The organism is Methylibium rhizosphaerae, assembly GCF_006386545.1.
GTDB lineage: Bacteria > Pseudomonadota > Gammaproteobacteria > Burkholderiales > Burkholderiaceae_C > Pseudorivibacter > Pseudorivibacter rhizosphaerae.
Genome location: NZ_SWAR01000088.1, coordinates 1 through 3,246 on the forward strand (window position 1 = coordinate 1; position 3,246 = coordinate 3,246).

The following is a 3,246-nucleotide window of genomic DNA, read 5'->3' on the forward strand; positions in this document are numbered from 1 at the left end:
AAGCGCTTGGACAAGGCGATCGGCCTCGCCTGGTCAGAAGATGTGTTCATCGACGAAGTCAACGACGGACGCAGCTCGCTGACCTGATCCTGCGTCCGATCCACGGGATGCCCGGACGCTTACTGCGATTGCGTGGATGTTGGCGGCACTCAGCACGGTGGAGTCACTGACGAACGGGTTCGGCTGCGGGAGTTGGACGCGCGGCTGGGATATGGGCAGTGACTCGATAGGGCGTTCAGCGTGGGGACTTGATGATGGTGGCGGTGCTGCTGAAGTTAAGGGTGCCGGGTTGTCGGATGAGTTGCCGAGTCTTGCGGCTTTTGTGGCGGGGGAGGAGGGGGTGGCGTACAGGAGGGCGTCTGCGGCACAGGCGGTGGTGTTTGCGGGTGGGACGACGGTGAGGTGATAGGCCGTGGCTGGGCAGCGATCGGCAGATGACCGCGAAAGGATGAACACGAACATGCGCAGTCGGCGCCTGTATGACTGCGGTCAGCATCACCGGTCACTCGGCTAGCCCGCGCCTCAAGTGACTGCACGACCTGCTGAAGCAGGCGCCCATCGGCGCTATATAGGGGCGCGGTACGAAGGGATGCTTATCGCCCGATGCGACTTGGCACTGCCGACCCGAAGCGCACTGCGACGCTGACTGTGGAGAGTGCCGAGAAGCGGGTATCAACACTCACCATCAGCGCCGTCCGCTGCATGCTCTTGTTGGCAACGTAGCAAAGGCAGGTCACAACACTTCCCCGACCTTTGCAAAAAGGCGCTCAAAGCGCGCAAGCTCATCTGGCTTAAGCTTCGCGGCCGTGAGCGATGGCAACACGGCCTGGGCGACGCGGTAATGGTTGAAACCGCCATCTTTCAGCAGCGTGATGCCTTTGGTCTTTAGCCACTGGTTGATCCGTTCGACCATGCGTGGTTGCGCACCCAGGTCAGCGACCGTCAGTGTGACGCCGTTCAGTTCCTTGGCGTAGGCTTGGTTGAACGCCGCGATGTAGGCGTTGGCAGGCAAGAGGTCTTCGATGTCTGCTTCGGCAGGTGCGGAGTCTAGGAACATTGAGAAGTCAAGGACGCGCTTGCGCTCGATCAGCTTCTGCCGAACCAGGTCTTCCAACTTCTGATGGGGGCTGCCAGCGCGGTCGTGCAGAACCACGAGCTTCAGCTTGTTCGAGCCGAGCAGCGCGACGAAGGTGGCCAGCTTGTCGAGGCCACCGACGGGCACCAATATCGCGTCGCCCAGCCCCTGTTTAGTGCCAGACTCCAACAGCGCGCCCATGTGCTGCAGGAGGATCAGGTCGGCCGGGCCTTCGACCAGGATGTTCTTCTTTGCGATGAACAGGTTCTGCGCGATGGAGTAGCCGAGCGCGGCCTGCAGCGGAAACACGCTTTCGTCCGACGAGCCGGCCAGGTCCCCGGTGATCTTGGTGCCTTCCTTGATCCGGTCCTCCACAACGCGCACGTCCTCAAGGTGCGCGCTGTCTACCATGAACGGCGAGTGCGTCGTATAGATGATCTGATGTTGCTCCGACAGTTTGCGGATGTAGGCCAAAAAATCGGCCTGCGCCAACGCGTGCAGGTTCAAGCCCGGTTCGTCGAGCAGCAGCACGAGCGCGTCTTCCGTCTCGGCGCGCGACTGCACGGCGTCGAACCACACAAGGAAGCTGAAGAACCAGATGAAACCCTTGCTGCGCTGGTCGAACGGCACCGTGACGCCGTGCCGGCGATTCTTGATGCGGATGTAGAGGTTGACGCCGCTGTTGTAGGGAGCAATGTCCTTGTTGTCAGTCTTGAGGTCGAACTCGACGTCAAGATCCTGGTTTTGCTTCCAGAACTCGAAGACCTTCTGCGTTATGGTCAGCCCGATAGCTTCGAGCTTGGCCCTGGCCGTCTCATAGCCCTCGTCGCTCATCAGCTCTCGCAATGTCGTGCCGGCGAGCTGCAGGAGTCCCTGCGCGGTCTCGTCGGCGTCGGTCAGTTGCGTAGCGGCTTCGCGCTGCTGCAGCGCGGCCAGGTTGATCTTGCCTTCGAGCAGCTTGTAATCGTCGAAGTAGAGGAGCTTCGGTAGCGCAGGTGACAGGTAGCTCTGCCAGATATGACCGTCAACCAGCCCCCAGCCGTTCGCCTTGATTGCGCGAGAACGCCACTGTGCCGCGAACGTCGCCAGGCGGTTGTCCGCCGGCAGGCTAAGGCTCTCAATCTTCGTGAGCGCATCCTCAAGCCGGGCCGCGCCGCTGAATACCTCATCCTTGTGTTCCAGATCGTTAAGCGGCCTCTGGAGAGCCTCCACGGCCGCTTTCTGGTCGATGTGGAGGCCGATGGTGTTCGTGTTGGCGATGGTCGTGTCGCGCGTGAACGTGTGGCCTGCGGCGACGATATCGGCGCCGCCGAAAACTTCCTTGTTGATCTTGTCGGCTAGAGCCTTCTCGATGCGGAAGGTCAGCTCGACCGTCTTTTGGTAGTTCTTGGCTTCGTGCTGTGGCCGGTAGCGGACCAAGTCCTTGCGCGGGTAGTCAGCAACGTAGTCATACTTGGCGCCACCAAGCGGCATGGCCTTGTGCAGCGCTTCGAGAAATGCAGTCTTGCCAGACTCGTTTTTCCCGACGAGAACCGTCACGTCCTCTGCGAGCGCCACGGGCGTTGAGTCCTCGATGGATTTGTATTTCCAGACCTGCGCTTTTATTAGCGTTAGCACGATTCCTCCGAAGCTATTCTCGTTTTCGCCATCAGCCGATGATGGCAACCGGCTCGTCCGCTCCACAAATTGCGTTTATCTCCCGCCTATGTGAGGGTGAAGGACGTGCGGGTATGGCAGCGGCGACAAACCTGTTGCCCTGACCCGCCGCCCCGATGGGTGCTCAGTCGGCGCGATAGGCAATGTAAGGTTCAAACGCCTCGTCGGCCCAGTACGGATTGACCCTTAGGGAAAGTCTGCACAACGTGAATCGCAGCGGCCACTCGGGCAGGTGACGGACCATGCGACGACCGCATGCCTTTCAGCACGCTCAACGAGTGTCCGGAATGGTCCCCTTGGCACTGGTCCGCGCCGCCTTGGCGCGTTGCGGACGCACTCATCCCTGCACTCCCATCAACTGGCGCCGCGCCATCCACAGGTTCGACAGCGCAAACAGCGTGACCAGCTGCGCCGTGTTCTTCGCCAAGCCCCGGTAGCGCACCTTCGTAAAGACGAACTGCCGCTTGAGCACTCGGAACGGGTGTTCGACCTTGGCGCGGATGCTGGCCTTCATC

Annotated in this window: 2 protein-coding genes; both read right to left on the bottom strand. The window is 60.9% G+C overall.

The features are described from left to right. Window positions 1-733 precede the first annotated feature (733 nt). Complete coding sequence (locus E8D38_RS27275) at window positions 734-2,758, bottom strand: AAA family ATPase (protein WP_425462826.1); 2,025 nt, start codon at window positions 2,756-2,758, stop codon at window positions 734-736. Between the two features lie 310 nt (window positions 2,759-3,068). Then, on the bottom strand, window positions 3,069-3,246 hold a 178-nt coding region (locus E8D38_RS27280), incomplete at its 5' end, for a transposase (protein WP_140637425.1).